The organism is Pedobacter sp. AJM, from assembly GCF_002197755.1.
In the GTDB taxonomy this organism is placed as follows: domain Bacteria; phylum Bacteroidota; class Bacteroidia; order Sphingobacteriales; family Sphingobacteriaceae; genus Pedobacter.
On sequence record NZ_NHOT01000013.1, the window covers coordinates 51,949 to 78,947 of the forward strand.

Here is a 26,999-nt window from a genome sequence, read left to right on the forward strand (position 1 = left end):
AAACCATGAATATTATCACCCCAACTGCCGACGGTTCAAACACCCTCTACAATGAAACCATCGGCGAACATTACCATAGCAAACATGGCGCTTTGCAAGAAAGTAAACATGTTTTTATTGATGCCGGATTAAGATTTGCTTCAGCAGGAAAATCAGCTATTTCCATTCTGGAAGTTGGTTTTGGAACAGGTTTAAACTTTATCTTAAGTTATGATTATTGCACGCAGCACAATATTGATTTAGGTTACACGAGTATTGAAGCTTTTCCACTTACCAGTGACGTCATTAATCAGACGGGTTATTCGGCATTTGTTCCATCAGAAATCTGGGATAGCTTTATTAAAAGTTATGATGAGGCATTAGAAACACCAAAAATTCTATCTGAATACTGTATGCTTGAAATTCCACATACAACACTGGATAACTTTACCACAGAAAAAAGATTTGACCTGATTTATTATGATGCCTTCTCCGTACAGCACCAGCCAGAAATGTGGACAAATGAAATCATTGCGCATGCCTGTAATTTCTTAAAGCCTGGCGGTGTTTTCGTTACCTATGCCATTACAGGAAACCTGAAACGTGCGGTTAAAGCAGCTGGTTTCAATATCGAAAAACTTCCTGGTGCACCCGGTAAACGTGAAATGCTTCGGGCAATAAAAATCTGACAAAAAGGAGATGGCATGCCAAAACCTCCTTTCTATTCGTTTGTTAATTTATAAAAACAAATATCATGGAAAAAAGAATATTAGGTAAAACAGATTTAAATATTGCGCCCATTGTATTTGGAGGAAACGTTTTTGGCTGGACCATCAACGAACAGCAATCATTTGAGATACTGGATCATTTTGTAGATAACGGCTTCAACTTTATCGACACGGCTGATGTATATTCACGCTGGGTACCTGAAAATAAAGGAGGAGAATCAGAGACAATTATAGGCAACTGGCTGAAAAAACGCAATCAACGCCATGATGTAGTTATTGCCACAAAAGTAGGTTCAGACATGGGGCAAGGCAAGTCTTTAAGAAAAGATTATATCATCAATGAAGTTGAACATTCGCTTTCCCGACTGCAAACGGATTATATTGATTTATACTTTTCACATTTTGATGATGAAAGCACACCTGTTGAAGAAACGCTGAGTGCTTACGAAACCTTAATCAGGGATGGAAAAGTACGTTGGATTGGCGCATCTAACTTTTCTGCAGAAAGGTTGAAAGAATCCCTGCTTTTCTCTGCGCAACATCATCTTCCACGTTACGAAGTTTATCAGCCCGGATATAATTTATTTGACCGGGCAGAATTTGAACGCGATCATGAAAAGATCTGCCTGGAAAATGACTTAGGTGTTATCACTTACTATTCTTTGGCCAGTGGTTTCCTCACCGGAAAGTACCGCGATGAAGAAGACTTAAAGAAAAGCCAGCGTGGTGGCGGCGTCAGGAAATTCTTAAATGAAAGAGGCTTTAAAATTCTGGATGCATTGGATCAGGTAGCAGATAAATACCACACAGAGCAGGCATCCGTGGCTTTGGCCTGGCTTATCCATCATCCTTCCATCACTGCACCTATTGCCAGTGTAACGGATCTGAATCAGTTAAAATCTTTTACCTCAGCAGCCAATCTGAAGTTGATGCCTGAGGATATTTCCCTGCTGAACAAGGCAAGTGTTTATTAATAAATAATCCTTTATATTTAAATGCCCGATTAATCAAAACAATTAATCGGGCATTTTGTATTAAACTGAATTTAAAACACGATGAAAGAAAAACTTACCTTTCTGCCTAAGCTGGCCCTGGTACTCTTTTGCCTGATCAGCCTAACCTATATTGCGATTTTGGGACAATCGCTTCTGGCACCTCTACTTTTTTCTTTCCTGATGGCTATCCTCCTGCTTCCGGTTGGTCATTTTTTAGAACATAAGTTCAGGCTTAAAAGAGGTTTGGCTACTGTAGTGGCCGTAATTCTGATGATTGCCGTTATTAGCGGGATTATTTATTTCTTTGGAAATCAATTAAGTGATTTGTGGGCAGACTGGCCTTTACTTAAACAAAAGGCCAATGTTTCTTTTCATGAATTGCAGCATTGGATTTCCACCACTTTTCACGTGAATACAGAAAAGCAACTGGCTTATCTGAATGACAGTACAGAAAAAGCACTGGCCACCAGCGCAACGATTGTAGCCACTACACTGGCTACTTTATCTTCTACCCTGCTCTTTTTAGGCTTTACCTTATTATTTACCTTTTTCATTTTAAATTACCGCAGGGTATTGTTTACTTTTCTGACCTCGGTTTTTAAAGAAGAACACAAGGAAAAAGTAACTGAAATTGTAAGTCAGATTCAATACATCATCAAAAAATACATCATTGGTTTGTTTTTGCAAATGCTTATTGTAACCGTTTTGATGATTGCCATTTTAAGTTTATTAGGCGTTAAATATGCAGTTCTATTGGGCTTAGTGGCAGGCATATTCAATGTTGTTCCCTATTTGGGCATCTTTTTTGCCTTGCTGGTCAGCTGTTTAATCACCTTCGCCACAGCAGGTGCAGGTAAAGTTTTACTGGTTTTAATTGCATTTATCGGCGTCCATGCCATCGATGGTAACATCCTGATGCCATTGGTTGTAGGATCCAAAGTAAAAATCAATGCCCTTTTTGCTTTTCTTGGTATCATTGTGGGCGAGATGATCTGGGGTATCTCCGGCATGTTTTTATGTATTCCATACCTGGCCATGTTAAAGATTATATTTGACCGGGTAGACAACCTCAAGGCCTGGGGAATTTTAATGGGTGAAGAGCATAAGCCTGAAAAGAAAAAGCGCGTGTATCAAATCACAAAAAAGATTAAGCTAGAGGAAAAAGATTAATTGTCAAACTTACTTGAATGAAACCCTTATTTGTTTTAATAGTGGTATACGTGGCCATATTAGCATTTAATGGCCATGCCACCTTCGATAAAGGAAATATTTTTGCAGGAAATATCGCTATGTCGGTCATGCTGCTCTTTACGGCTATCGGGCATTTTAAATTTAAAACGGCTATGGCCGCCATGATTCCGCTATTTATCCCGAAAAAAGTAGAAATCGTGATATTTACAGGCGTGCTGGAAATTTTATTTGCCATTGGTTTAAGTGTAGAAAGTACCCGCCATTACACAGGCATCGCACTAGTCATATTTTTGTTCACCATTCTGCCAGCCAATATTTATGCAGCTAAAAACCGGATTAATTACGAAAATTTATTTAAGTCTGGCCCAGGGATTAAATATTTATGGTTTAGAATTCCATTTCAATTTTTCTTAATCGCCTGGGTTTGGTACTTTAGCATCAGATAAAAACCAATATGCCAAATCATCCCATTCCTGCAACGGCTAATACACCGGCCGATGCCTTCGACAGATTACTTACCGTACTGGATACACTGCGTACACAATGCCCCTGGGATAAGAAACAGACCATGGAAACCTTACGTCATTTAACAATAGAAGAAACCTATGAATTAAGTGATGCCATTTTAGAAGGTGACCTGGATGAAATTAAAAAAGAGCTGGGTGATGTGATGATGCACCTGGTTTTCTATTCACGTATTGCATCAGAAACCGGTGCCTTTAACATTACTGACGTTTTAAATGGGGTTTGTGATAAATTGGTGAATCGCCATCCGCATATTTATGGTGATGTTGAGGTACAGAATGAGGAGGATGTAAAACGCAATTGGGAACAAATTAAGCTGAAAGAGGGAAATAAATCTGTCCTCGCGGGTGTTCCGGCTTCACTTCCTGCTTTGGTAAAAGCTTCACGTATTCAGGAAAAAGCACGCGGAGTAGGTTTTGACTGGGAAGATAAAAACCAGGTATGGGAAAAAGTAGAAGAAGAACTTCAGGAATTTAAGGCAGAATTTAATGTAACCGATCACACGGCAATAGATATTGAAAAGGCTGAATCAGAATTTGGTGATGTACTTTTTTCCCTCATTAATTATGCCCGGTTTATAAACATCAATCCGGAAAATGCCCTGGAGAAAACCAATAAAAAATTCATTAAACGCTTTCAGTATCTGGAAAATAAAGCCAAAGAAAATGGTAAAGCTTTGGCCGAAATGACACTTGCTGAGATGGACATTTATTGGAATGAAGCGAAGAAATTATAGATATGAATCCTGAATTTAATGATCATCCAACACCTGGAAACCTGGTGAATATTATCACTTTCAATGTTACAGATACGAAAAGCCTAGATGGTGGCATTGTTCCATGGGTGAATATATTGCGTGCAAATGAGGAGATTCTGAACCTGGCAGATGCGGATGAAATTGTAATTCCTGAACATGATATTGCAATTTCTATAGATTATCCGCTTCAACATCCTGAGACTTTTCATTTGTACTCATCCATCGGTTTTTCCAGAAAATTATTGTTAATCGAAATCCGTGAGAAGTTTCTGGAACTTTCAGATCAGGAAAATGAATCTTTCAAGGGCCATAATGTAGATCTGGTGGCTTTAGACGTTTACAAAACAGCTACCGGAAAAATTGAAATTACTTTAGATATAGACGCTTAAATATTCAGCATTACGCTTATCAATAAAGATGAAATTTTTCTACTACACCTTTCTGATCATCATTTTACCGATCAGCCATGTTAAAGCTTCGTTGCTCCAAGACTCCGTTCCCATCCATGATACTTTCACCATAACAGCAGAGAAGATTGGAGAAACCAGAACCATTAATGTTTGGGTTCCTGAAAGCTATACTAAAAAAAAGGATTACCTCCCGGTGATGTACATGGCAGACGGTGGTATAAAGGAAGATTTTCTGCATATAGCGGAAACATTTGCCAAACTGATCAAAGCCAAAAGTATACCCCCAACTATTCTTGTTGGGATTGAAAACACACAGAGAAGAAGAGACCTGACCGGTTTTACAGAGGTTGCAGAAGATAAAACGATTGCACCTGTCGTAGGTGGTGCTGAAAAATTCAGGGCCTTTATTCAGGATGAGCTTTTTCCTGAAATCGCTAAACGATATCGCATATCCCGCAAAAGAGGAATAATGGGTGAATCGCTTGCCGGCTTATTTGTGATGGAAACATTAATGCTTAAACCTGAAATGTTTGATAACTATATTGCCTTTGATCCTTCATTCTGGTGGAATAACCAATACCTGATCAGGATGGCAGACAGTCGTTTAAGCAAATTAACACGGCCTGAAAAAAGGTTATGGTTTGCAGGCTCAAGCACGAAAGGCATTGCTGAAAATACGCGAAAGTTGGCGGTTTTGTTAAAGGCTGAAAATTACAGGCACCTGAAATGGCATTATGCTGATGAACCCGATGAACAGCATGATAGCATTTTTAAAGCAACCAAATCGCAGGCTATTCAATGGACATTAGGAGAAAAATAACTGAAGATCTATTTAATAGAAAATTCCATCAACATAATACCATTTCCCATCTTCTAATTTGAAGCTTGATTTTTCATGAAGCACGGCTGTTTGAAACCTTTTATTGAGATAGAAAGCTTTAAATTCTACAGTAGTAGAATCAGCTGCAATAATTTCCAGTTTCACCCATTTGGTATTTTTTGCACTTTTCAGATAGGAATCTCTTAAATTCCCTTTACGTTTACTGAAGTGTGTCGTTTCAAAAAGATAATCTGCATCAGCCAATACAAAAGCAGCATATCTCGAACGCATTAAAGCCGTTACGGTGGGTGCCGCAACAGCCCTGAGATGATAAGGCTGACAACAGTTTATGTAATCCAGGCCACTACTGCAAGGGCATTTTATAACATTCATAACTTAATGTGAATTGCAAAATTAGGATTTTAATACCTGCTCTGATAAAATTTGATTAAAATTGCAATGTAAAAATGAGATATTTCTTCCATATTGCCTACCAGGGACAACACTATAATGGGTGGCAAAAACAGCCGGGTGCCATTAGTGTACAAGAGGTAATTGAAAAGGCACTGCTGAAAATTTTCAAAACCCCTATCGCCATAATTGGTTGTGGAAGAACGGATGCCCATGTACATGCCAGTCAGTTTTTCTTTCATGCAGATATTCAACAGGAATTTGAATTTGATCTGGCCTATCGTCTGAATAAAGCCTTACCACAAAACATTGCCATTTTTCATATTTTTAAAATGGAAGGTTTGCCGCATGCCCGTTTTGATGCCGTTCAGCGTAGATATGATTATTTTATCCACACGTACAAAGATCCTTTCCTGGCTAATCAGAGTTCTCTTTATTTAGAATCAAACCTTGACTTGCTCAGCATGAAAAAGGCGGTTAGTTTATTACCAATTTATAAGGATTACCGGGCTTTTTGTACCCAGCCGAATAAATACGAACATACCATTTGCAACGTGATGGAGGCAGATTTATTCATGAACGCAAAGGGCGATCGCATTCGGTTTCATATTGCAAGCAACCGTTTCCTGAGCAAAATGATTAGAATCTTGATGGGTAAATTACTCCGAATTGGCAAAGGTGAATTGAGTCTGGATGAATTCGAAAGTCTTTTAATCAACCTGGAAACACCTAAAACATTAAATCCGGCACATCCCACCGGCTTATACCTCTCGAAGGTTACTTATCCCTATTTAAATTTAGAGCCGAGAACAACGTTTCTTACCGCTATGCAGGGAACAGATTGGAAATCAATTTAGTTCTTGCATTTATCGTTGCCAATTTATTTTAATAGCGCCTGATAAATAAAAAACCCTCTCCAAGTTTTAACTTGAAGAGGGTTTTATCAGTTTTATTTCTAAGCTTTCAGCTCTTGTTAAGCGTCAATCTTTGCATATTTTGCATTGCGCTCAATAAATTCTCTGCGTGGGGCCACTTCATCGCCCATCAACATAGAGAAAGTATGATCACACTCTGCAGCACTTTCAATGGTGGCCTGCAACAAGGTACGCGTAGCCGGATTCAAAGTGGTATCCCAAAGTTGTTCGGCATTCATTTCACCCAAACCTTTATAGCGTTGAATGTGCACACTATCTTCTTTACCTGCACCTTTTAAACGCTGTACAGCCGCATCACGTTGTATGTCATTCCAGCAATATTCAAATTCTTTACCTTTTTTAACCTGATAAAGCGGTGGTGATGCAATATAAACATAACCGGCTTCAATCAAAGCCCTCATATAACGGTAGAAGAATGTTAAAATCAGGGTGGTGATGTGTGATCCGTCGATATCCGCATCCGTCATGATCACGATTTTGTGGTAACGCAGTTTCGTTAAGTTCAAAGCCTTATCATCTTCTGGCGTACCAATGCTCACACCAATGGCCGTGAACATATTCTTAATCTCATCGTTTTCGTAGATTTTGTGCTCCATAGCCTTCTCTACGTTCAAAATTTTACCCTTTAGCGGTAAAATGGCCTGAATGTTTCTATCTCTGCCTTGTTTAGCGGTACCACCCGCCGAGTCACCCTCTACCAGGTAAATTTCACATTTTACAGGATCACTGTCTGAGCAATCGGCAAGTTTACCTGGCAAGCCAGAACCACCCATTACGCTCTTACGCTGAACCATCTCGCGGGCTTTACGTGCCGCAGCACGAGCCGTTGCCGCTAAAATCACCTTGTTAACAATCATTTTAGCTTCCTTCGGATTTTCTTCCAGATAAGCACCCAATGCCTCACCAACAGCAATATCTACAGCACCCATCACCTCACTGTTACCCAGTTTGGTTTTAGTTTGCCCTTCAAACTGCGGCTCCTGCACTTTTACAGAAACGACAGCTGTTAACCCTTCTCTAAAGTCATCGCCGGTAATTTCCATTTTCAGGTTCTTTAACAAACCTGATTTATCTGCATAACTTTTTAAAGTACGGGTTAAACCCCTACGGAAACCAGCAATATGTGTTCCGCCCTCATGTGTATTAATGTTGTTTACATAAGAGTGCACATTTTCTGAATAACTGTCGTTATACTGGAAAGCCAGTTCAACCGGAACCCCGTTTTTAATGCCATCGATATAAATCGGTTCCGGTAAGAATGAAGCTCTTGTTCCATCTAAAAAGGAAACAAATTCTTTTAAACCTCCTTCAGATTGAAAAACTTCTGATAAGAATGTGCCGTCTTCCAAAGCTTCACGCTCATCCGTTAAGGTTAATTTTATTCCTTTATTTAAGAATGCCAGCTCGCGTAAACGACTGGCTAAAGTATCGTATTTGTATTCAGTTGTCTGGGTAAAAATAGTTGGATCCGGACTAAAAGTTACAATCGTACCCCGTTTATCAGTTGTTCCAACTTCTTTAACGTCATACTGCGGAACACCAATTTTATATTCCTGCATCCAGATTTTACCTTCACGGTGTACTTCGGCTTTTAAGTCGGTAGATAATGCATTCACACAACTTACCCCCACACCGTGTAAACCACCGGAAACTTTGTAGGTATCTTTATCAAATTTACCACCCGCATGCAAAACCGTCATTACGATTTCCAACGCCGATTTATTTTCTTTTGTATTAATTCCTGTAGGAATACCACGACCATTATCTTCAACCCGGATGGCATTTCCTTCTAAAATTCTAACGTCGATTGTATCTGCATGACCGGCTAAAGCCTCATCAATAGAGTTATCCACAACCTCGTAAACCAAGTGGTGTAAACCCTTCACACCCGTATCACCTATATACATCGAAGGGCGCTTCCGCACCGCTTCCAAACCTTCTAAAACCTGTATATTATCTGCCGAATAATTTGACTTTAAATCCTGTTCTTCGCTCATATTTTATTTAAAAACTATAAGTATCAAAAATACGGAATATTTGGCATTTAAACTAATATGTGGATAAATGTACCCGCAGTTAAAAAAGGTTTTATGAACCCATATATCCCCCACAGATAATGAAGATGAGCATTGTGGCAGATTATTTCTGCTGTTTCAACTGGAAAACATTTCCTTCCGGATCTACCCCGTCACATAACCAATAATCATAAGCATCAAAAGTTTTAACCTCCCTCATCTCCACACCCTGATCCATCAAATGAGTTCGGAGTAAATGAATATCCTGATCAATGTTAAAAACAATTTTTGTATTGCTGTCAAACTTAAATGCGCCTTTACTTTTATCCAGGTAATCTGCTCCGATTTGATGAAGACCTATTTTACCATCTCCAGCAGAAAGCAGTGCCCAGGTAGATTCGAATGCTTCTACCACTTCAAAACCAAAAATAGCAGAATAAAAGGTCTTTAAATTTTCTACATCCTGTACATAGAATATGATGGTATCCAGGTTAAATGTTGTTTTCATACGGTATACTCAGCTTTGTAATATGGAAAGATTTATAAAATTGCGTGTTAACTAACTTAGCGTTGCGCCCTTGTTGCTTTGTCAAAGGTGAAAACCAAATTTTTCTGATCAATTTTATTTAACGGAATTTCGATGGTTTTGACGCCTTTAACTGTGGTGAAATAAACTTCTGACTTTACTTCCGACCCCTTATCAAGTCCATCTTCAAATAGGGCAATTCCAAACAGGTTTGGATCTGTCTTAGACGTAGCAGTAATACTAACCGTACCTAAATCATACTGACCGTTATTTTTTAAAGTGACTACCCCATTCTTATAAGTATAAGTTAATCCTTTTACGGTAGCCAAATAGGTTTTGTTTTTACTGGTTACAGCCTTATAGGTTTGTGCCTGCACAGAAATGCCCACTCCCAGCGCAATCAAAAAGGTGAAGAATGTTTTCATTGTTTTTTATTTAAAGTAAAGCTAAGAATATATCCATAAATCCAAATGTGCAACATCATAAATATTTTCTTTAATCTACTTATCACTAGCCGTTAACAGATTTTAAGCACTAACCTATGCTTTAATTCCGCCTCAAATTTCAGCTCTCATTAAAAAATAATTTTAGCCGCCATATGCCAGGTAATTTTAGCTTCAACCAAGCACCTAAATGCAGTAAAAGCGAACTCGCACTGCTGCCTTTTAAAGTTGATAAGCAACATAAAGCAATTAGCTGAAACAGGAAAAACATACCTGCTTTCCAAATCATCTTTAGCCATTAATTTAATTCGGCTGGCCCTATACATAACTCTTAATTGCATTTAAAAACTAATTTCTATAAGTTTGTTAAAATTTATTAAACAATAATGGAAAGAAAAACCTTTAAAACCTTTGGTTTATTTGCTACAGCTGCTTTAATCACAGCATTTTCTGCATGCCAAAACAAAGACACTAAAACCACTGAAACTAAAAAGACAGATAGCACTACTGCAGCAGTTTCTGTTAACGAAAAAATAGTATTTGTTAACCAGGATTCTTTATTAACCAAGTACGAATATTATAAAGACCTTAAAAATAAATTTGAGAAAAAAACCAAAGATGCGCAGTCAGACCTGCAATCAAAACAACAAGCATACCAACGTGAAGTAACGCAATACCAACAGTCTGCAGGTACACTTTCAGCTGATCAGCGCAAAACTACTGAGGAGCGTTTAGGCAGAAAAGGTCAGGAGTTACAGGCTTATCAGCAAAATGCTGGCGGTGCTTTACAAAATGAGCAGGCTGTAGAAACTGAAAAACTTTATGATAAAGTAGCAGGTTACTTAAAAACCTACTCGAAAGAAAAAGGTTATAAAATGGTGTTAACTTACTCCAAAGGTAACAGTGCAATTCTTTTTGCAGATGAATCTCTTGATATTACTTCTGATGTAATTAAAGGATTGAATGCCGAATACACTAAAAAATAATTACTAATATATCTAATAAAAAATGCTCCGGGTAATCGGGGCATTTTTTTTGTGTCATCATTTAATATGGAGAATCAAAAACACGAAGAATTTATGAAGATGGCCATTGCGTTATCTGTTGAAAATGTAACAGAAAATATTGGCGGGCCGTTTGGTGCTGTTATTGTAAAAGATGGAAAATTTATTGCAGGCTCAGCCAATAAAGTGACGTCAACCAATGATCCAACTGCACATGCCGAGGTTTCTGCCATTCGTTTGGCTTGTGCTCAACTCAATACTTTTGATTTGGGTGGCTGTGTCATTTATACCAGTTGCGAACCTTGCCCCATGTGTTTAGGTGCCATTTACTGGGCAAAAATTGACACTATTTATTATGCTAACACCAAAACTGACGCCGAAAATATCGGTTTTAGCGACAAATTTATCTATGAAGAACTGGATAAGCCAATGGAAAAAAGATCATTACCATTGGTTCAAATGATGCGCAACGAAGCTTTAAAGGCATTTAAACTTTGGGAAACTTCCCCTTTGAGCATCAAATATTAACGTGATACAGAAACAATTCGCGCCAGTTAATGTCTGAATATTAAATATAGCCCATGACTTACGAACAAAAGATAACCAGTGAACTGGATTTTTGGAAATTTAAAACTTTACAGAAATCTTCATTTTTGAATAAAGTTACGGATACCGTTCAGAAGAGGATCAACAGCTATATTCCGGATAAAATTCATAATGCCATTACCATGGCTATAAAACAGATGGTGAAGGCAGTGCTTTTTGGATCAACTTTTACAACCGCAAAGCCTGTTACCGATTTAACACTGATGCACCGTGAGGCCTTAATTAATAAGAAAATAGACACCTACAAAAAAACCGGTGCTGCCGAAGGTGGCATTACCGGTGCAGGTGGCTTTTTAATGAGTCTGGCTGATTTCCCTTTGCTGTTGGGTATTAAAATGAAAATGCTTTTTGATATTGCTGCCTTGTATGGCTACGATGTGAAAGATTACCGTGAACGACTGTACATTCTGCACATCTTTCAACTGGCTTTTTCCAGTAAGGAAGAAAGTAAGAACATATTTTTGAAAATGCAGGACTGGGACGATAAAGCGCATCAATTACCCACAAATATCGATGAATTTGACTGGCTTACCTTCCAACAGCAATATCGTGACTATATTGATCTGGCGAAACTGGCGCAGATGTTACCCTTTATTGGTGCCGCAGTTGGAGCAGTTGCAAATTATAAACTGATCGAGAAACTGGGCAAAACTGCCATGATGAGTTATCGCATGCGTTATTTTAATCTTCAGTCTATAACTTTAAGTCATGAGCCAACCAGCAATTTCAAAATCACAAAAGGGAATTGATTTCCCTAGTCTCATGCCTATGAACTTCGGACTCCAGACTGATGGATAACTAATCTTCTTCTTCAAACATTCCGCTGATCAGATCATCGGTCTCACGCCTATCCTTTTTTGTCGGACGGCCCGCACCACGATCACGCTTTAAGCTAGGCGCATGAAAGGCAGATTTAAAAGCATGGGTTTCTTCAACCGGAGTTAAATCTTTGTACTTGGTTAAAGCTGTCGGAGAATCTGTTCTGTTATAAGAAAAGTCTACCACCTCAATTACTTTTTTTTCTATTCCTTTTGATACCTGATAAACATCGCCGATTTTAACAATCGCTGATGGTTTGATATTTTGCCCTTTCAGTTTTACGCGCCCTGCCTTACACGCATCTGTAGCCAGACTTCGGGTTTTGAACAACCTGATCGCCCATAAATATTTATCAATTCTAAGTTTCTCTGTTTCTGCCATAAAATTCAAAAATACGGTAAAATTGTTAAATTGCTTTATTGTTAAATCCTTACCGGTAACAACCTCTAAAATCTTTTTCCCTGGGCAGCAATTCCAACAATCTGACAATTTAGCAATCTTTCACCTTAACAAGGAACAAACAATTTAAACAATTAGCCCTTTAATAAGCAAAAATTGATTTATTTTGCGTAAAATTTAAAAACATCATGTATTCAGATTTAAAGAAATTAATTGAAGCCGCCTGGGAAGATAGAACCCTTTTAAAATATAGCAATTATTGCGAAGCGATCGAAACCATTATTCAGGGTTTGGATAAAGGTGAAATTCGTGTCGCTGAACCAGTTCTAAATTCATGGGGCATTAATGAGTGGGTAAAGAAAGCTGTAATTCTATACTTCCCGATTCGGGAGATGAAGGAAATTAAGAGCGGTCCTTTTGTATACCACGATAAAATGGATTTAAAAACCGATTATAAAGCAACCGGTGTACGTGTGGTGCCAATGGCCAGTGCCCGTTACGGTTCTTATTTAGCAAAAGGCGTGATTATGATGCCATCTTACATTAATATTGGCGCTTATGTAGACGAGGGTACAATGGTTGATACCTGGGCTACGGTAGGCTCATGTGCACAAATTGGCAAACGTGTTCACTTAAGTGGTGGTGTAGGTATTGGCGGTGTTTTAGAACCTGTTCAGGCTGCGCCAGTGATTATCGAAGATGATGCATTTTTAGGTTCAAGAGCTATTGTTGTTGAAGGTGTTAAAGTAGAGCGCGAGGCAGTATTGGGTGCTAACGTAGTATTAACCGCATCTACTAAAATTATAGATGTAACTGGTCCAACGCCGGTTGAATATAAAGGTGTGGTACCAGCACGTTCTGTCGTGATTCCAGGTAGTTATACGAAGAAATTCCCTTCAGGTGAATACCAGGTTCCTTGTGCTTTAATCATTGGTAAACGTAAAGAAAGTACAGATAAGAAAACCTCACTTAACGATGCGTTGAGAGAAAATAATGTAGCAGTATAAAATGGTTTAAGGTATGGGGTTTAGGGTGTAAGGCAACACCCAAAGCCTTAAGCCTTCTACCTTAAACCTTTCACCCTTATGAAAATCGGTTTCGATGGTAAACGTGCCGCAACTAATTTAACCGGACTGGGTAATTACAGCCGTTCTTTAATTGAATCTCTTGCCCGCCAGTATCCTGAGCATCAATATTTGGTTTATTCCCCTAAAGTAAAAAGTGCCGGTCAAATTGATACCTTCTTCGAAAAAGAAAACATTAGTCTAAAACTACCTCAAGATGGTGGTTTTCTGTGGAGAAGTCTGAATATTGTTAAAGACCTTGCCCGCGATCAGGTACAATTGTTTCATGGTTTAAGTCACGAAATACCTTTCGCCATTCAGCATACCCGGATTAAATCCGTCGTTACCATTCATGATTTAATTTTCCTCCGTTTCCCGCAATACTATCAGTTTATCGACCGTAAACTCTACAAATGGAAAAGTAAGTCTGCCTGCAAAAGGGCAGATCAGATCATCGCCATCAGTGAGAAAACAAAGGCCGACATCATTGAATTTTACAGCATCAACCCAGATAAAATTGAGGTAATTTATCAGAGCTGCGATGATATATTCAAAAACCCATTTGATGATTCAACACTGAAAAGAATTAGTTTAAAGTATAAACTTCCTGAAAAATTCATTTTAAATGTAGGAACAATTGAGGAACGTAAAAACCTTAACCTAATCGTTCAGGCATTAAAAAATGTGGATGAAGATTATAAGCTGGTTGTAATTGGAAAAAAGACAGGCTATTTCAAAACCGTTAAAAAGGAAATTGAAAAACTCGGCCTGAACAAAAGAGTCATTTTTCTCCAGAACATTCCTTTTGCAGATTTACCGGGTATTTACCAACTGGCAGATTTATTTGTTTATCCGTCCTTTTATGAAGGTTTCGGCATTCCGATTATCGAAGCCTTATATTCAGGTGTGCCGGTTATTGCCGCTACAGGTTCCTGTTTGGAAGAAGCCGGTGGCCCTGACAGCATTTACGTCGATCCAACAAATGTGAATGACTTAAGCACTGCAATTAACCATGTATTGGGTAATCCTGCACTACAAAAAGAGATGAAAGAAAAAGGGCTGGAATTTGTTCAAAAATTCAACAGCCCTAATGTTACGCAGCAATTAATGGATTGCTATATCAATTTGTTAAGCCCTTCCACTACTTAGCCGCCAATGCATTTGGTGGATATTGCGCTAAAATTTCTTTAACCCCTGTATACAGGCGTTCTTCTCTTTTCTTTAAGTTATCTAAATTAAACCCGCTTCCTCTTCCATGCCAGAATAACTCTTTTTTAGCCGGATCTAAGAAATCGATGATAATGGTACCTTCAATGTATTGGTTAACATAGTTGCCACCACCCCAGAAAGGAGAACCCCAACCACCACGCCAGCCCCAGCCGCCGCCCCAACCCCAGCCACCGTAATAGGCAGGACCGTAAACGTCGGTTTTTTCTCTGGCAACAACCACTAAATTCACCAGCATATCAGGGCGGTCAGATTTTGTAAACCCTTTGGCATTCATCTCGGTTTCTACAGCAGCCATCAGGCGCCTTTTATCCAGATTATTTAATTTCACTCTTGCGATTCCCTTATCATAAAAGTTATACGTTTTATAACGATTGAAGTCAGCATTTTTATCATAATCAGATGCAGTACGGAGACTCGAACATCCGGCTAATGCGATTACGACAGTAAACAGCATTAATACATTTTTAATTGTTTTCATTTGTGTTGTTTCATTTAAATAACCGATATTAAAAATAATAAAATTTAATGTTAATTTCTTTAAAACAGGTATAATTTTACAATCAGATTGTTTGGATAGAACGTGTGATAAAACAGAAAGTTTTAAGGCAAATGTTAAATAATTAACGATTGATCAATATTTAACATTTCAACTAAAAAATTACCTTTGTATATGCTAAGAGAGGAAATTAATAAAGCGTTGGAAGTGCTGAAAAATGGTGGGGTAATTCTTTATCCTACAGATACCATCTGGGGTTTAGGCTGCGATGCAACTAATCAGGAAGCTGTAGATAAATTACTTAAAATTAAAAACCGCCCGGCAGAAAAAAGCCTGATTGTATTGCTCGATGTGGACAGTAAAATTCAAAGTTATGTGAAGGAAATTCCGGATGTAGCGTATGATTTGATGGAATACGCTGAAAATCCGCTTACCATTATTTTCTCCGACGCCAAGAATTTAGCAGCCAATGTCATCAATGCCGATGGCAGTGTGGGTATCCGTATAGTGAAACACGATTTCTGTACCCCATTGCTCCAGCGTTTTCGTAAACCCATTGTTTCCACCTCTGCCAATTTAAGCGGAAAACCCTCACCAAAATATTTCGACGACATTGATCCTGAAATTTTAATAGCAGTAGATTACGTCGTCGATTTCGAACAGGAAAACAGAAGTCACAAGAAGCCATCTACCATTATGAAACTTTCAGCTGGCGGGCAATTTGAATTTATTCGTAAGTAATTTTATTACTTTTGTTTTTTTTATCCTGGTTTTAAAGATTTGTTTCATAACAAACAAATGCTTTTAACAGCTACTATAAATATCCATGCAACAACACTTACAAAATCCAATATTTAAAACCCTTTCCGCTATAGCCGATCAGTACCATATTGAAGCTTATGTCATTGGAGGTTTTGTTCGTGATCTTTTTCTGAACCGCCCATCTAAAGATATTGATGTTGTAGTGGTAGGCAGCGGAATAACCTATGCAGAGGCTGTGGCTAAAAAATTGAACACCAAAGTAGCTGTTTTTAAAAATTTCGGTACAGCCAATATTAAGTTCCAGGATTTAGAGGTTGAATTTGTGGGTGCGAGGAAAGAATCTTACAGGTCAGAATCACGGAAACCAATAGTGGAAGATGGAACGCTGGAAGATGACCAGCTGCGTCGTGACTTCACCATTAACGCATTGGCCATTAACCTCAATGCTGCTCATTTTGGCCAATTACTGGATCCCTTTGACGGCTTAACAGATTTAAGAAGTAAATTCATCCGCACACCGCTTGATCCTGAAATTACTTTTTCTGATGATCCCTTGAGGATGATGAGGGCAATTCGTTTCGCTTCACAGCTTGATTTCAAAATAGATCCGGCGGCATTAAATGCCATCAAAACACAAAAAGAACGGATTGCCATCGTTTCCAAAGAACGGATCACCGATGAGCTGAATAAAATTATTTTATCCGCCAAACCATCCATCGGGTTTAAACATCTTTTTGATACCGGCCTGTTACAAATCATTTTTCCGCAGATGGCACAGCTGTACGGCGTCGAAATCATCAAAGGCAAAGGTCATAAGGATAATTTTTACCATACCTTAGAAGTATTGGATAATATCTGTATGTATACCGATGATTTATGGTTACGCTGGGCCGCTATTCTTCACGACATTGCCAAACCGGCAACCAAACGTTTTGAGGAAGGCCATGGCTGGACCTTTCACGGGCACGAAGATAAAGGTGCCAGAATGGTTCCGAAAATCTTTGCGCAACTAAAACTTCCGCTGAATGAAAAAATGAAATTCGTTCAGAAACTCGTTCAGTTACACCTAAGGCCAATTGTGCTGGCACAGGAAACGGTTACAGATTCAGCGGTAAGAAGGCTTTTGTTTGATGCCGGCGAAGAAATAGAAAGCTTAATGCTGCTCTGTAATGCCGATGTTACAACCAAAAATGAATACAAAAAAACCAAATACAGGAACAACTTTGAGTTAGTTAAACAAAAGCTTAAAGATGTAGAAGAGCGCGATAAAATCCGGAATTGGCAGCCTCCTATCACCGGAAACGATATTATGGTTACTTTTGGACTTGATGCCGGCAAAGAAGTGGGCTTGATTAAAAATGCCATTCGCGAAGCTATTCTGGAAGGAGAGATTAAAAATGACTACCAGGAAGCATTTGATTTTATGCTGAATCAGGCAAAACAAATGGGATTAAATCCTGTTCTTAAATAATTTAATTGACCAAATACCATCTTTGAGGTGCTGCTGAGAAGAGATGATGTTTGTCGTTAATATAATTAATTTTATTTTTACGGTTTCCAAAATATAATAATGGCTATTTATAAGTTTAGAATTACTTTCGAAGATTTTGATGATGTGGTGAGAGAGATCGACATTAAATCAAACCAAACATTTGAAGACCTGCACAAGGCTATCCATAAATCTACAGGATACAATGCTGAAAAACCTTCTTCATTTTATGTCAGTACAGATAACTGGTTAAAAGGTGACGAAATTGCCTACTTACCCAATGAGAGAAAAAAGGATCGTGTGGTGTTGATGGAAAACTCTAAACTAAGTGGCTTTATAGAAGATCCGCATCAGAAATTCTATTACATTTATAATTTTGAACGCCCCTTTGATTTTCATGTGGAACTGGTTAAAATCGTTCTGGATGCTGACCCAAATATAGAATATCCATTTTTAGCCAAGAGTTCAGGCGAGGCACCCAAAATATTTGAAAAAAATGCAGTGAGTGTTGATGATGCCGAAAATTCGGCCACAGCTGTAGGTGAGTTCGATTTTTTGAACGAATTAAACTTTGTTCCTGAAGATACAGATGAACTCGAAGCGATGGGTGAAATGGGTATCAATGAGAAAGAACGAGACGATGATGAAGAATCTGAAGATGATGAATTTGGAGATGAATTTTCAGATAATGATCATTTTGAAGATGATACCAAAGATGATTATTAATTAATACCAACTTATATGCAATTATAAAAGCTGTCAAACATTAAAATTGGCAGCTTTTATTTTATACAAGCTCCTCATGTCTAATTTAAAAACATTAATTTCCATTGTAGGGCCAACTGCTATTGGCAAAACTGCACTGGCTATTGAACTGGCTAATCATTTTCAAACAGAAATTATTTCTGCAGATTCGCGACAGTTTTATAAAGAAATGGAAATAGGTACCGCTAAGCCTACTCAAACTGAACTGGCAGCTGCAAAACATCACTTCATAAATTCCCATTCTGTTAATCAATTATTTAGTACAGGAGATTTTGAAATCGAGGGTTTAAAAGTGCTGGATGAAATTTTTAAAACGCATGATTTAGCCATTATGGTGGGTGGATCTGGATTATATGTAAATGCGCTAATTAATGGTCTGGATGAAATGCCGGAAATAGATCTGGCTGTCAGAGATCAACTTAACAATCTTTTCAAAACAGAGGGGATTTCCCCTATCCGGGAGCAACTCGCAAAACATGATCCTGAATATTATGCCAAAGTTGATCAGCAAAACCCCCAAAGAATGATCCGCGGACTGGAAGTCTTTTTATCAACCGGACAAAAACTTTCATCCATGTTATCTGCCACAAAGAAAGAACGGCCTTTTAACATCATCAAAGTAGGTTTAAATACAGAGCGGGCAACCTTATACAATCGAATTAATAGCAGAGTGGATAAGATGATGCATGATGGACTGGTAGAAGAAGTGAAATCATTAACTGAATTTAGATCTTATAATGCACTAAACACAGTGGGTTATAGTGAAATATTTGATTATTTAGATCAAAAGCTGTCAATTGAAGAAGCGGTTTCAAATATTAAACAAAATACACGCAGGTTTGCCAAACGACAGCTTACCTGGTTCAGGCGGGATGAGGAAATCAGGTGGTTTGAGCCAAACCAACAGCAAGTGGTCATTAAATATATTGAAAGTGTGATGAAATAAAAAAGGGATTTGCTAAATGGCAAACCCCTTTAAAATATCTGGATGTAATCTTATTTTGAATCCGGAAATTTCACACCTCTGTATTTAGTAATATCAATGTTTGGAATGGTTGAACCATATTTCGTATTAATGGCATCAACAAATACATTGGCAATGACAGCATTTCCACGTGGTGTTAAATGGATACCGTCTAAAGAAAAAGCACCTCCGGTAATAAATGCAGCATTGATATTAACCCCTTGAACATTAATCCCTGCTTTCACCGTATTGAAATAAGTATAGGTATCGGCAATGGCTAAGCCTTTGTTATTGGCCAGTGATTTAATAGTACTGTTATAGCTGTTTACATAATCTTTAACCTTTGCCACTTCATCTTTGTCTAACACCCAATTATTAGCTATAGGATTTAATGGATGTAAGCCATAGGGTATACTTCCGGTACCTAACAATCCAGCAGTTTGAAAAGGCAATCTGATTAAATCTTCACTGGTTGCAACCCTTACCGCACCAGCACCTGTTCGAATATATATTGCTGCAGCGGCAGGATTAATGGCTTTGGCAGCAGCCAATAAAGCCGCAGGCATTACCGTATTAAAATAAGGTACAGCCGTAACATCCGGAATGGTTGCCACTACACCTTTTTGTCCGCCAGCAGTTAAAATATTAAGCATATTGGTATACAAGAAAGAGAAAGTTGCTTTTTCAGTAAGCACAGTTGTCGCGTCTGTAGTAACACCACCATTCAGTGCATAACCCAACACATCATTATTACCCAACCATAAAGAGAAAAAAGTATGATTTCTGCCCTGAATATAAGCTGCATAATTTACTTTACCCACTTGGGCATCCGTAAGCAAACGCTCAAAAAACATATTTGCCGCACTAAAGGTAAATGTCGGATCAAAAGCTAAATCCAAACGCATTCCTGGAATACCTAAATTTTGAATTTCTCCTGAGTATTTAGCCAGTTTGCCAGCCCCTACATAAGCTGTACCAGTAGTAACCTGGCTAATGGTCGGACTACCATTGGTTAGTGCCGTTAAACTTGCATAACCAGAGCCATTAGGTTGACTATCACTAAAAAATGGAGAAGTAAAGCTTCCGCCCCCAACGGTAGCCATTTGGGCTGCCAATAAATTTGGGTAAGCCACTTTCTGGCCTTCTAAATACAAACCACCATCAGCATAGCCAGAGGTTAAGGAATTACCTATGGCAATATACTTGCTAAAATTAGCTGTACCTGCTGTTGTTGCAGCTGGTGTTTCAATTTCAGGCTTACAAGATGCTACGAACAATATGGTAGCAGCAACAAGACTATTGAATATAATTTTTTTCATGTTGATATCTCCTACCATTTATAAGTTAATGAAAGACCTGGTGCATAAACCAATGTTTTGAACGTACCATCTAATCCGGTTTCTTTGTTCTTTTGCTGACGTGATTTAACGTCTTCAAAAAAGAATGATGCATTCAGTTCAAAATGTCTTGTCGGTGCATAACCCACACCCGCACTTAAGATATAACGGTCAGCATCCGGTGCTTCCGGTGTAACATAACCATCCTGAACGGGAGAAAATGCATACCCCACTCCTGCACGTAGTGCCAGTTTTTCTGAAGCCTGGTGGTTAATACCTAATTTAAATGATGATCCGTCACGGTAATTTCTTTCTGAAGGTCTATCTGTTAACTGAGGTGTATTGATTGCATAATCAAACGTTAAATCCTGATAAATATGCCATTGTACCCAACTGGCATCGAAGGCCAGAACAGTATTTTTTGATAAAGGCACACCTATACCTAAAGATGTAGTAGAAGGTAATGGCAATTCAGCATTAAAAGTATTCCCTGCAGGAAATGCGCCCCTTAATGATTCAGGCACATCAAATGTTGCAGATCCTCCTTCTAACTTTGTAATTACCTTTGATTTATGAACGACAGCGAAGGTAATGTTACTTTGCGTTTTAATATATAAACCTGCATTCCATCCATAACCACTACCCGTGCCTTCTAATGTTGCATGACCAGATCTTCCGTCAGGATAATTTACGGGTAATGCCCTTTGCAGATTTACCTCTCCATGGTTATAAACAAACCCTGCTCCAATACCAATGTTTTCTGTAATTTTTACACTTAAGGTCGGCTGGAAATATATGGCCTTTAAATTCAAAGAGGTTAATGCATATCTTCCGGACCAATCGTTACCCCAATCAACCAAACCACCAAAAGGTGTATAAACGCCCAATCCTAATTTCCATTTATTGGACTTGGGACCCCATACAGCGTAAGCTTCAAAGGGAGGGGCAATTTTATTTTTAACGTTTTCCGTGATATTTGATCCCGTTTGTTTAAATGCCGATTTAAATAACAAAGGATTTACGCCGGCAGAAATAGAGTTCTTTTCCAGAAAAGAAACAGCCCCGGGATTATAAAAGACTGAAGCTTCATCTAAAGCCAATGCAGATCCTGCACCAGCCATACCAATCTGCTTTTGCCCTTGTAAGTTAACCTGGAAACCCTGTCCAAACACCCACAGCGGGACAGAAAGTACTACGCTCAATAAAATTTTTTTCATTTTTATATATGGTTATACACAAATATATATTATGCTGGCATAGCAAGCAAATATTTAGAATAAGAAATTATATTAAGCCTGCGCAGTTGGTCCGCCAAAGCCCATTGGAAATGGCGGCTCTTCCTGTGTTTTAATTCGGCCATTTATGGCTTCAAATTTTTGAATGTTATCATCAAGTGCACTTAATAATCGTTTAGCATGTTCAGGTGTTAAAATAATACGTGATTTCACCTTCGCTTTAGGAATGCCCGGCATTACCCGGATAAAATCCAGTACAAATTCGGTATTAGAATGTGTGATGATAGCCAGATTAGAGAAAATACCTTCTGCAATTTCTTCTGATAGCTCTATATTTAGTTGGTTTTCGTTTTGTTGTTCTTCCATAATAGATCAAAAATAAAAAATTCCGCTACTTGATAGCGGAATTAAATGTAATATTAAAAATAAGTTCTTTTATAATTTATTTCATCATAAAATTAATGAAACCTATTACAGCACCAACAATAGCTAAAAATTGAATAAGTCCAACCAAGTAAATAAATTTTAAAAGCTCAGATTTTAACTGTAAAATATATTCTTTTGTATTTGCGATATCTTCCTTAGTAGCTAAGGTTTCTCTCTTATTATCAAATTCAGATCTAACTTCTTCCTTCACAAAAGAAACCAACTGTTTAGCTTCCTGTTCTCCAAGCTTAGCTTTTAAAAGCTGAAAGAGTTGAATTTCTGTTACGCTCATTATTTTATTTTGATATAAAAATAAAAAATCTATTCCAAACAAAAAGTCCCCCACTTTTGGTGGAGGACTTGATTTAAAGTATTTAAATTTTAAGCTTCTACTTCTTCTTGTTTCGAAGCCAATAATTTATCGTATTCTTCCTGAGAACCCACGATGATTCTTTCGTAACCACGTACACCAGTACCTGAAGGGATTAAGTGACCAACGATCACATTTTCTTTCAAGCCTAACATATTATCGCGTTTACCTGCAATCGCCGCCTCATTTAATACTTTCGTAGTTTCCTGGAACGAAGCCGCAGAAATGAACGATTTAGTACCCAATGAAGCTCTTGTAATACCCTGTAAGATAGAACTTGCTGTCGCTGGTCTTGCATCTCTAACCGTGATTTGTTTTAAATCCTTACGTTTCAATTGAGAATTTTCATCTCTTAATCTACGTAATGAAACAATCTGACCTGGTTTGAAATCGTTAGAATCACCTGCATCTTCCACAACTTTCTTGTCATACATCGCATCATTTTCGTCAGCAAAATCCCAACGGTCAACGGCATTGTTTTCTAAGAAAATCGTATCACCCGGATCTTCAATGTGAACTTTTTGCATCATCTGGTGAACAATTACCTCGAAGTGCTTATCATTAATTTTTACCCCTTGTAAACGGTAAACCTCTTGAATACCATTTACTAAGTATTCCTGAACCGCTGCCGGACCTTTAATAGATAAGATATCCGCTGGAGAAATTGAACCATCAGATAAAGGCATACCCGCTTTCACGAAGTCATTATCCTGTACAAGGATGTGTTTAGACAATGGAACCAGGTATTTTTTAACTTCACCATCTTTAGATTCGATGGTAATCTCACGGTTACCACGTTTCACGCCACCTAAAGTTACCACACCATCAATCTCAGTTACTACAGCTGGGTTTGAAGGATTACGTGCTTCAAATAACTCTGTTACACGAGGCAAACCACCCGTAATATCCCGGGTTTTACCAGTAGCACGAGGAATCTTAGCGATAATCTGACCAGTTTGGATGCTTTCACCTTCATCAACTGAAACGTGAGCACCTACCGGAATGTTATAACCTTTGATAAATTCACCTTTCTTATCCACAATCTGAACAGAAGGGTTTTTAGTTTTATCACGGGTATCAATAATCACTTTTTCACGGTGACCAGTTTGCTCATCTGATTCTTCACGGAAGGTAACACCTTCAATAATGGCATCAAATTGTGCTTTACCGGCAAATTCTGAAAGAATAACCGCGTTGTACGGATCCCATGAACAGATTTTGTCGCCTTTTGATAACTTATCTCCTTCTTTAACGAATAAGAATGCACCATAAGGAATGTTATTGGTTACAATGATACGTCCGGTTCCTGGTTCAACAATTTTGAACTCACCTGAACGACCCAATACCACCTGAACTGTACCATCTTCTGTTTGTGTATCAACAGTACGGATATTTTCGAATTCGATCACACCATCAAACTTAGCTACGATGTTTGATTCTGCCGCAATGTTAGATGCAGTACCACCCACGTGGAAAGTACGAAGTGTTAACTGTGTACCCGGCTCACCGATTGATTGTGCTGCAATTACACCAACTGCCTCACCTCTTTGAACGCGTTTACCAGATGCCAGGTTACGACCATAACATAATGCACAAACACCACGTTTTGCCTCGCAAGTTAATACTGAACGAATCTCAATACCTTCTAAAGGCGATTCTTCGATCAATTTAGCAACTTCCTCGTTTATATCTTCGCCCGCACCTACTAATAATGTATTATCCAGAGGATTATACACATCATGTAATGAAGTACGGCCTAAAATCCTGTCGTATAATGGCTCAACGATATCTTCCTGATCTTTTAAAGCAGTAGTATACATACCCCTTAAAGTACCACAATCGTTATCATTCACAATCATATCCTGTGCAACGTCATGTAAACGACGGGTTAAGTAACCCGCATCTGCCGTTTTTAATGCCGTATCTGCCAAACCTTTACGCGCACCGTGAGTAGAGATAAAATACTCTAATACCGATAAGCCTTCTTTAAAGTTTGATAAGATAGGGTTTTCAATGATATCACCACCTGATCCTGATTTCTGAGGTTTCGCCATCAAACCACGCATGCCGCAAAGCTGACGAATCTGCTCTTTCGAACCACGTGCACCTGAATCAAGCATCATGTAAACTGAGTTAAAACCTTGGTTATCGGATGATAACTGCGTCATAACAAAAGTAGTTAACCTGTTGTTGATACGGGTCCAGATATCGATAATCTGGTTGTAACGTTCGTTATTGGTAATGAAACCCATATTATAGTTGTTTCTTACCTCTTCCACTTCAGCAGCTGCCTGTTCTAACAAAGTATGTTTCTCAACCGGAATGTTTACGTCTTGTAAGTTGAACGATAAACCTCCCTGGAAAGCCATTTTGAAACCTAATTCTTTGATGTCATCCAGGAATTGAGAAGCACGGGCCATACCAGTCATTTTAACTACTTCACCGATAATATCTCTTAACGATTTTTTAGTTAATAACTCATTGATATAACCTACTTCTTCAGGAACCAATTGGTTAAATAATACCCTACCAACAGTAGTTTCAGTTAATTTATTAACGATGGAACCATCGTTTTGCTTCACATTTACTCTTACTTTAATGAAAGCATGCAGATCCAATTCTTTCTCGTTATAAGCGATAATTACTTCTTCCGGAGAATAGAAATTTGAATCCTGACCTTTTACAACCCTGGTTTCATCTGTTCTGCGGCCTTTAGTAATATAATAAAGACCCAAAACCATATCCTGAGATGGTACTGTAATTGGCGTACCGTTTGCAGGATTCAAGATGTTATGTGCGGCCAACATTAATACCTGGGCTTCCAAAATTGCTGCATTACCTAACGGTAAGTGGACAGCCATCTGGTCACCATCAAAATCGGCGTTGAATGCGGTACACACTAACGGGTGTAACTGGATGGCTTTTCCTTCAATTAATTTTGGCTGGAAAGCCTGGATACCTAGCCTGTGTAGTGTAGGTGCACGGTTTAATAATACCGGGTGACCTTTTAATACATTTTCTAAAATATCCCAAACCAACGGATCTTTTCGATCAACAATTTTCTTGGCAGATTTAACTGTTTTTACCACACCACGCTCAATCATCTTGCGAATAATGAACGGTTTGTAAAGCTCGGCAGCCATATCTTTAGGGATACCGCACTCATGTAATTTTAGGCTAGGCCCTACAACAATTACAGAACGAGCTGAATAATCCACACGTTTACCTAATAGGTTCTGACGGAAACGACCTTGTTTACCTTTCAGGATATCTGAAAGTGATTTCAGAGCACGGTTACCTTCAGTTTTAACCGCATTAACTTTACGTGAGTTATCAAATAACGAATCTACAGCTTCCTGCAACATCCGTTTTTCGTTACGTAAAATTACCTCTGGTGCTTTAATCTCGATCAAACGTTTTAAACGGTTGTTACGGATAATTACACGACGGTATAAATCATTTAAATCTGAAGTGGCGAAACGACCACCTTCTAATGGCACTAAAGGACGTAATTCTGGTGGAATAACCGGAACGATTTTAACAATCATCCACTCAGGGCGATTCTCAATACGTGTATTAGCTCCACGGAAAGCTTCAACAACCTGAAGACGTTTTAATGCCTCATTTTTACGTTGTTGAGAAGTTTCATTAGCAGCCTGGTGACGTAAATCGTAAGATAAGGTATCTAAGTTAATACGCTTCAATAAGTCTTCTAATGCTTCAGCACCCATTTTGGCAATGAATTTATTAGGATCTTTATCGTCTAAGTATTGGTTTTCTTTAGGTAATTTATCTAAGATATCTAAATATTCTTCCTCTGTTAAGAAGTCCATATAGTTGATCCCTTCTTCAGCCATTAAGCCTGACTGGATCACTACGTAACGCTCGTAATAGATAATTAAATCTAATTTTTTAGTAGGTAAACCTAATAAATAACCGATTTTGTTTGGTAACGAACGGAAATACCAGATGTGTGCAACAGGCACCACCAATGCGATGTGTCCCATACGCTCACGACGTACTTTCTTCTCTGTTACTTCAACACCACAACGATCACAAACAATACCTTTATAACGGATACGTTTGTATTTACCGCAATGACATTCGTAATCTTTTACCGGACCAAAAATACGCTCACAAAACAAACCATCACGTTCAGGTTTGTAAGTACGGTAGTTAATGGTTTCCGGTTTCAACACCTCACCGCTTGAACGTTCCAGAATAATTTCCGGAGACGATAAGCTAATCGTGATTGATGTGAAATTGCTTTTTAATTTATTATCCTTTTTGTAAGACAT

General features: G+C 38.3%; 28 protein-coding genes. 17 read left to right on the forward strand and 11 right to left on the reverse strand.

Annotation, left to right across the window (positions count from 1 at the left end; genetic code table 11):
- Positions 1-5: 5 nt before the first annotated feature.
- From mnmD to CBW18_RS18725, 7 genes are all read left to right on the forward strand, one after another.
- Positions 6-668 carry a tRNA (5-methylaminomethyl-2-thiouridine)(34)-methyltransferase MnmD gene (mnmD, locus tag CBW18_RS18695; protein ID WP_088302903.1) on the forward strand — a complete coding sequence of 221 codons (663 nt, stop codon included), beginning with the start codon at positions 6-8 and terminating at the stop codon, positions 666-668.
- A gap of 65 nt (positions 669-733) precedes the next feature.
- Positions 734-1,681 (forward strand): aldo/keto reductase, encoded by a 948-nt coding sequence (locus CBW18_RS18700; RefSeq protein ID WP_088302904.1) that lies wholly within the window; start codon positions 734-736, stop codon positions 1,679-1,681.
- A gap of 81 nt (positions 1,682-1,762) precedes the next feature.
- Positions 1,763-2,872: an AI-2E family transporter gene (locus CBW18_RS18705; RefSeq protein ID WP_088302905.1), complete on the forward strand. Its 1,110-nt coding sequence runs from the start codon at positions 1,763-1,765 to the stop codon at positions 2,870-2,872.
- A gap of 17 nt (positions 2,873-2,889) precedes the next feature.
- Positions 2,890-3,339 carry a hypothetical protein gene (locus CBW18_RS18710; protein ID WP_088302906.1) on the forward strand — a complete coding sequence of 150 codons (450 nt, stop codon included), beginning with the start codon at positions 2,890-2,892 and terminating at the stop codon, positions 3,337-3,339.
- A gap of 8 nt (positions 3,340-3,347) precedes the next feature.
- Positions 3,348-4,154: a nucleoside triphosphate pyrophosphohydrolase gene (mazG, locus tag CBW18_RS18715; RefSeq protein ID WP_088302907.1), complete on the forward strand. Its 807-nt coding sequence runs from the start codon at positions 3,348-3,350 to the stop codon at positions 4,152-4,154.
- 2 nt (positions 4,155-4,156) lie between these two features.
- Positions 4,157-4,564 carry a hypothetical protein gene (locus CBW18_RS18720; RefSeq protein WP_088302908.1) on the forward strand — a complete coding sequence of 136 codons (408 nt, stop codon included), beginning with the start codon at positions 4,157-4,159 and terminating at the stop codon, positions 4,562-4,564.
- A gap of 28 nt (positions 4,565-4,592) precedes the next feature.
- The gene (locus CBW18_RS18725; RefSeq protein ID WP_088302909.1) at positions 4,593-5,405 is read left to right on the forward strand and encodes an alpha/beta hydrolase; all 813 of its coding nucleotides are present in this window, start codon (positions 4,593-4,595) and stop codon (positions 5,403-5,405) included.
- Positions 5,406-5,417: 12 nt separating this feature from the next.
- Here CBW18_RS18725 and CBW18_RS18730 read toward each other — a convergent pair whose 3' ends face one another.
- Positions 5,418-5,798, reverse strand: a complete 381-nt coding sequence (locus CBW18_RS18730; protein WP_253249084.1) for a YchJ family protein — start codon at positions 5,796-5,798, stop codon at positions 5,418-5,420.
- Between the two features lie 74 nt (positions 5,799-5,872).
- Here CBW18_RS18730 and CBW18_RS18735 point away from each other — a divergent pair, with 74 nt between their 5' ends.
- The gene (locus CBW18_RS18735; RefSeq protein ID WP_088302910.1) at positions 5,873-6,673 is read left to right on the forward strand and encodes a tRNA pseudouridine(38-40) synthase TruA; all 801 of its coding nucleotides are present in this window, start codon (positions 5,873-5,875) and stop codon (positions 6,671-6,673) included.
- Between the two features lie 116 nt (positions 6,674-6,789).
- On the opposite strand, the gene gyrB is transcribed toward CBW18_RS18735, so the two are convergent.
- From gyrB to CBW18_RS18750, 3 genes are all read right to left on the reverse strand, one after another.
- Positions 6,790-8,748: a DNA topoisomerase (ATP-hydrolyzing) subunit B gene (gene gyrB / locus CBW18_RS18740; protein WP_088302911.1), complete on the reverse strand. Its 1,959-nt coding sequence runs from the start codon at positions 8,746-8,748 to the stop codon at positions 6,790-6,792.
- A gap of 142 nt (positions 8,749-8,890) precedes the next feature.
- Positions 8,891-9,274 carry a VOC family protein gene (locus CBW18_RS18745; RefSeq protein WP_088302912.1) on the reverse strand — a complete coding sequence of 128 codons (384 nt, stop codon included), beginning with the start codon at positions 9,272-9,274 and terminating at the stop codon, positions 8,891-8,893.
- A 56-nt stretch (positions 9,275-9,330) separates the two neighbouring features.
- Positions 9,331-9,717, reverse strand: a complete 387-nt coding sequence (locus CBW18_RS18750) for a hypothetical protein (protein WP_088302913.1) — start codon at positions 9,715-9,717, stop codon at positions 9,331-9,333.
- A 404-nt stretch (positions 9,718-10,121) separates the two neighbouring features.
- Between CBW18_RS18750 and CBW18_RS18760 the strand changes: the two genes are divergently transcribed.
- The 3 genes from CBW18_RS18760 (at position 10,122) to CBW18_RS18770 (ending at position 12,094) form a co-directional block, all read left to right on the forward strand.
- Positions 10,122-10,721 (forward strand): OmpH family outer membrane protein, encoded by a 600-nt coding sequence (locus CBW18_RS18760; protein WP_088302915.1) that lies wholly within the window; start codon positions 10,122-10,124, stop codon positions 10,719-10,721.
- 66 nt (positions 10,722-10,787) lie between these two features.
- The gene (locus CBW18_RS18765) at positions 10,788-11,267 is read left to right on the forward strand and encodes a nucleoside deaminase (protein WP_088302916.1); all 480 of its coding nucleotides are present in this window, start codon (positions 10,788-10,790) and stop codon (positions 11,265-11,267) included.
- Positions 11,268-11,320: 53 nt separating this feature from the next.
- Positions 11,321-12,094 carry an EcsC family protein gene (locus CBW18_RS18770; RefSeq protein ID WP_088302917.1) on the forward strand — a complete coding sequence of 258 codons (774 nt, stop codon included), beginning with the start codon at positions 11,321-11,323 and terminating at the stop codon, positions 12,092-12,094.
- 49 nt (positions 12,095-12,143) lie between these two features.
- Here CBW18_RS18770 and CBW18_RS18775 read toward each other — a convergent pair whose 3' ends face one another.
- On the reverse strand, positions 12,144-12,545 hold the full coding sequence (locus CBW18_RS18775) for an RNA-binding S4 domain-containing protein (protein ID WP_088302957.1): 402 nt from the start codon (positions 12,543-12,545) through the stop codon (positions 12,144-12,146).
- A gap of 206 nt (positions 12,546-12,751) precedes the next feature.
- Here CBW18_RS18775 and CBW18_RS18780 point away from each other — a divergent pair, with 206 nt between their 5' ends.
- Together CBW18_RS18780 and CBW18_RS18785 are read left to right on the forward strand one after the other, a co-directional pair.
- Positions 12,752-13,570, forward strand: a complete 819-nt coding sequence (locus CBW18_RS18780) for a 2,3,4,5-tetrahydropyridine-2,6-dicarboxylate N-succinyltransferase (protein WP_029283273.1) — start codon at positions 12,752-12,754, stop codon at positions 13,568-13,570.
- Positions 13,571-13,648: 78 nt separating this feature from the next.
- On the forward strand, positions 13,649-14,776 hold the full coding sequence (locus CBW18_RS18785; protein ID WP_088302919.1) for a glycosyltransferase family 1 protein: 1,128 nt from the start codon (positions 13,649-13,651) through the stop codon (positions 14,774-14,776).
- Here the strand turns inward: CBW18_RS18785 and CBW18_RS18790 are convergent.
- Positions 14,769-15,335, reverse strand: a complete 567-nt coding sequence (locus CBW18_RS18790) for a DUF4136 domain-containing protein (protein ID WP_088302920.1) — start codon at positions 15,333-15,335, stop codon at positions 14,769-14,771. The two genes, CBW18_RS18785 and CBW18_RS18790, sit on opposite strands and share 8 nt — an antisense overlap.
- A 192-nt stretch (positions 15,336-15,527) precedes the next feature.
- Here CBW18_RS18790 and CBW18_RS18795 point away from each other — a divergent pair, with 192 nt between their 5' ends.
- The 4 genes from CBW18_RS18795 (at position 15,528) to miaA (ending at position 19,315) form a co-directional block, all read left to right on the forward strand.
- Positions 15,528-16,094: an L-threonylcarbamoyladenylate synthase gene (locus tag CBW18_RS18795; RefSeq protein ID WP_088302921.1), complete on the forward strand. Its 567-nt coding sequence runs from the start codon at positions 15,528-15,530 to the stop codon at positions 16,092-16,094.
- Between the two features lie 85 nt (positions 16,095-16,179).
- Positions 16,180-17,586 carry a CCA tRNA nucleotidyltransferase gene (locus CBW18_RS18800; protein WP_088302922.1) on the forward strand — a complete coding sequence of 469 codons (1,407 nt, stop codon included), beginning with the start codon at positions 16,180-16,182 and terminating at the stop codon, positions 17,584-17,586.
- Between the two features lie 99 nt (positions 17,587-17,685).
- Positions 17,686-18,330 (forward strand): hypothetical protein, encoded by a 645-nt coding sequence (locus CBW18_RS18805; RefSeq protein WP_088302923.1) that lies wholly within the window; start codon positions 17,686-17,688, stop codon positions 18,328-18,330.
- A gap of 76 nt (positions 18,331-18,406) precedes the next feature.
- The gene (gene miaA, locus CBW18_RS18810) at positions 18,407-19,315 is read left to right on the forward strand and encodes a tRNA (adenosine(37)-N6)-dimethylallyltransferase MiaA (protein WP_088302924.1); all 909 of its coding nucleotides are present in this window, start codon (positions 18,407-18,409) and stop codon (positions 19,313-19,315) included.
- Between the two features lie 50 nt (positions 19,316-19,365).
- Here miaA and CBW18_RS18815 read toward each other — a convergent pair whose 3' ends face one another.
- From CBW18_RS18815 to rpoC, 5 genes are all read right to left on the reverse strand, one after another.
- Complete coding sequence (locus tag CBW18_RS18815; protein ID WP_253249085.1) at positions 19,366-20,652, reverse strand: SGNH/GDSL hydrolase family protein; 1,287 nt, start codon at positions 20,650-20,652, stop codon at positions 19,366-19,368.
- 11 nt (positions 20,653-20,663) lie between these two features.
- The gene (locus tag CBW18_RS18820; RefSeq protein ID WP_088302926.1) at positions 20,664-21,887 is read right to left on the reverse strand and encodes an OmpP1/FadL family transporter; all 1,224 of its coding nucleotides are present in this window, start codon (positions 21,885-21,887) and stop codon (positions 20,664-20,666) included.
- Between the two features lie 72 nt (positions 21,888-21,959).
- Complete coding sequence (locus CBW18_RS18825) at positions 21,960-22,271, reverse strand: DUF3467 domain-containing protein (protein WP_029283255.1); 312 nt, start codon at positions 22,269-22,271, stop codon at positions 21,960-21,962.
- A gap of 76 nt (positions 22,272-22,347) precedes the next feature.
- Positions 22,348-22,623 carry a hypothetical protein gene (locus CBW18_RS18830; RefSeq protein WP_088302927.1) on the reverse strand — a complete coding sequence of 92 codons (276 nt, stop codon included), beginning with the start codon at positions 22,621-22,623 and terminating at the stop codon, positions 22,348-22,350.
- An 89-nt stretch (positions 22,624-22,712) separates the two neighbouring features.
- Entirely contained in the window at positions 22,713-26,999 is a 4,287-nt protein-coding gene (gene rpoC, locus CBW18_RS18835) for a DNA-directed RNA polymerase subunit beta' (RefSeq protein WP_088302958.1), read from the reverse strand.

Coding starts and splice junctions, on each gene's coding strand:
- mnmD (WP_088302903.1), top strand. CDS start 6: ATGAATATTATCACCCCAACTGCCGACGGTTCAAACACCCTCTACAAT.
- CBW18_RS18700 (WP_088302904.1), top strand. CDS start 734: ATGGAAAAAAGAATATTAGGTAAAACAGATTTAAATATTGCGCCCATT.
- CBW18_RS18705 (WP_088302905.1), top strand. CDS start 1,763: ATGAAAGAAAAACTTACCTTTCTGCCTAAGCTGGCCCTGGTACTCTTT.
- CBW18_RS18710 (WP_088302906.1), top strand. CDS start 2,890: ATGAAACCCTTATTTGTTTTAATAGTGGTATACGTGGCCATATTAGCA.
- mazG (WP_088302907.1), top strand. CDS start 3,348: ATGCCAAATCATCCCATTCCTGCAACGGCTAATACACCGGCCGATGCC.
- CBW18_RS18720 (WP_088302908.1), top strand. CDS start 4,157: ATGAATCCTGAATTTAATGATCATCCAACACCTGGAAACCTGGTGAAT.
- CBW18_RS18725 (WP_088302909.1), top strand. CDS start 4,593: ATGAAATTTTTCTACTACACCTTTCTGATCATCATTTTACCGATCAGC.
- CBW18_RS18730 (WP_253249084.1), bottom strand. CDS start 5,798: ATGAATGTTATAAAATGCCCTTGCAGTAGTGGCCTGGATTACATAAAC.
- CBW18_RS18735 (WP_088302910.1), top strand. CDS start 5,873: ATGAGATATTTCTTCCATATTGCCTACCAGGGACAACACTATAATGGG.
- gyrB (WP_088302911.1), bottom strand. CDS start 8,748: ATGAGCGAAGAACAGGATTTAAAGTCAAATTATTCGGCAGATAATATA.
- CBW18_RS18745 (WP_088302912.1), bottom strand. CDS start 9,274: ATGAAAACAACATTTAACCTGGATACCATCATATTCTATGTACAGGAT.
- CBW18_RS18750 (WP_088302913.1), bottom strand. CDS start 9,717: ATGAAAACATTCTTCACCTTTTTGATTGCGCTGGGAGTGGGCATTTCT.
- CBW18_RS18760 (WP_088302915.1), top strand. CDS start 10,122: ATGGAAAGAAAAACCTTTAAAACCTTTGGTTTATTTGCTACAGCTGCT.
- CBW18_RS18765 (WP_088302916.1), top strand. CDS start 10,788: ATGGAGAATCAAAAACACGAAGAATTTATGAAGATGGCCATTGCGTTA.
- CBW18_RS18770 (WP_088302917.1), top strand. CDS start 11,321: ATGACTTACGAACAAAAGATAACCAGTGAACTGGATTTTTGGAAATTT.
- CBW18_RS18775 (WP_088302957.1), bottom strand. CDS start 12,545: ATGGCAGAAACAGAGAAACTTAGAATTGATAAATATTTATGGGCGATC.
- CBW18_RS18780 (WP_029283273.1), top strand. CDS start 12,752: ATGTATTCAGATTTAAAGAAATTAATTGAAGCCGCCTGGGAAGATAGA.
- CBW18_RS18785 (WP_088302919.1), top strand. CDS start 13,649: ATGAAAATCGGTTTCGATGGTAAACGTGCCGCAACTAATTTAACCGGA.
- CBW18_RS18790 (WP_088302920.1), bottom strand. CDS start 15,335: ATGAAAACAATTAAAAATGTATTAATGCTGTTTACTGTCGTAATCGCA.
- CBW18_RS18795 (WP_088302921.1), top strand. CDS start 15,528: ATGCTAAGAGAGGAAATTAATAAAGCGTTGGAAGTGCTGAAAAATGGT.
- CBW18_RS18800 (WP_088302922.1), top strand. CDS start 16,180: ATGCAACAACACTTACAAAATCCAATATTTAAAACCCTTTCCGCTATA.
- CBW18_RS18805 (WP_088302923.1), top strand. CDS start 17,686: ATGGCTATTTATAAGTTTAGAATTACTTTCGAAGATTTTGATGATGTG.
- miaA (WP_088302924.1), top strand. CDS start 18,407: ATGTCTAATTTAAAAACATTAATTTCCATTGTAGGGCCAACTGCTATT.
- CBW18_RS18815 (WP_253249085.1), bottom strand. CDS start 20,652: ATGAAAAAAATTATATTCAATAGTCTTGTTGCTGCTACCATATTGTTC.
- CBW18_RS18820 (WP_088302926.1), bottom strand. CDS start 21,887: ATGAAAAAAATTTTATTGAGCGTAGTACTTTCTGTCCCGCTGTGGGTG.
- CBW18_RS18825 (WP_029283255.1), bottom strand. CDS start 22,271: ATGGAAGAACAACAAAACGAAAACCAACTAAATATAGAGCTATCAGAA.
- CBW18_RS18830 (WP_088302927.1), bottom strand. CDS start 22,623: ATGAGCGTAACAGAAATTCAACTCTTTCAGCTTTTAAAAGCTAAGCTT.
- rpoC (WP_088302958.1), bottom strand. CDS start 26,999: ATGTCTTACAAAAAGGATAATAAATTAAAAAGCAATTTCACATCAATC.